This window comes from Sphingopyxis flava (assembly GCF_900168005.1).
Taxonomy (GTDB): Bacteria; Pseudomonadota; Alphaproteobacteria; order Sphingomonadales; family Sphingomonadaceae; genus Sphingopyxis; species Sphingopyxis flava.
Genome location: NZ_FUYP01000105.1, coordinates 1 through 1,178, shown reverse-complemented (window position 1 = coordinate 1,178; position 1,178 = coordinate 1). Strand labels below are relative to the sequence as shown.

At 62.2% G+C, this 1,178-nt stretch carries 3 protein-coding genes; 1 reads left to right on the top strand and 2 read right to left on the bottom strand.

Going from position 1 to position 1,178, the window contains the following annotated elements; all coding sequences use genetic code 11:
• Window positions 1-224: 224 nt before the first annotated feature.
• Window positions 225-419, top strand: coding sequence for a hypothetical protein (locus B5X69_RS21235; protein ID WP_139375925.1), 195 nt, complete (start codon window positions 225-227; stop codon window positions 417-419).
• A 163-nt stretch (window positions 420-582) separates the two neighbouring features.
• Here B5X69_RS21235 and B5X69_RS20705 read toward each other — a convergent pair whose 3' ends face one another.
• Together B5X69_RS20705 and B5X69_RS20700 are read right to left on the bottom strand one after the other, a co-directional pair.
• A complete protein-coding gene (locus B5X69_RS20705; RefSeq protein WP_139375924.1) occupies window positions 583-915 on the bottom strand; it encodes a DUF4286 family protein in 333 nt (110 codons plus the stop codon).
• Between the two features lie 17 nt (window positions 916-932).
• Window positions 933-1,178, bottom strand: a 246-nt coding sequence (locus B5X69_RS20700) for a hypothetical protein (RefSeq protein ID WP_425441545.1), incomplete at its 5' end; no start/stop codon positions are given.

The following is a 1,178-nucleotide window of genomic DNA, read 5'->3' as shown; positions in this document are numbered from 1 at the left end:
CATCGCTGACCGTAATCCCCACTCTATGCACGCTCCCGATTCGCGCGTGAATCCCCCAACTTGCACCAAATTTGCGGATGAGCCCCTGTTTGTCGCGCTACACAGAAGACAGAGATCGCCACTGCCAACGCATAGAGCCATGCCCCGGACCACTGTCGTTTCCATATCAGGACGGACGCAGCGGCGATAAGACATCCCGCGATCAAGTAGTAGACAGAGCCGCCGTGCAGGACGAGCTCCAGCCCGCCAAGGGCCATTGCAATGCCGATGATGGCAAGAACAATTGCGTAGAGGCGCAACAGTGCCTTTGCCCAGCCCGGCGCGTCGTGGTCTACGCTTGTCTCGTTTCTCATCATTGGTTCGCTTTGAATGGAGATGTGCTGGGCGGGCCGATCGAAGGCGTTGCCTGCGCGATCTGAAAGGCCAGCTGGCAGAACAACGCACTGATCTCACGCCTCGGCCATGGCGGGCGCGGGCGTGGAGCAACCGATTTCGGCGCTGATTCAGAGTTACTGGTCGCGCCGCCGCACCCCACCTGTCAGGTGATGGGTGCGGTAGCGAAACCCTCGAGTGCGCCAGTGATCAGGCCGTCTTCAGCTCAGTGATCGGCTCGTAGAGGATGACGCTCATGTTCTCCTGGTCGAGCGCACTGCTGATCGGGAGAACTTCGGTGTCGCGGCGCGCGACCAGGCCGCTGATCGCTTCGCCCAAGTCCTCGTGCTCGATCTGGTAGAGCGCGCAATAGGGCCAGGTCGCGCCTTCGAGCGGTTCGCCTACCATGCGGAAACGTTGTGCCGCGACGAAGCCGGGGACCTGCAGGACATCGTCAAGGTGCCGGCCCGTGTACCACTCGTTGTATTCGTCCTCGCGTCCCTCGACGGGTTTGGTCAGGACCACAAGCGTTGCCTTTTTCACGGTAGTCTCTCCTCGCTTCATGCCGACTGGAGTGCCGGGATTAACAATTCGCGCGCGGCCAAGCTGCCCTCGCGGATAGCCGCCTGGACGTCACGCGGCGCCAGAGCGTCACCGATCAGCTTGATGGGGACACCGCTGCCGGCCATCTCGTCGTAGATTTCGCGCAGCGACCGGTTGGCCGAGACGAAGACCACGGTGTCGGCCGGGATTTCCTCGCTGCGCGCGACGTGGTGGATCGGCCCGATCACGGACTTTCCAGCCGC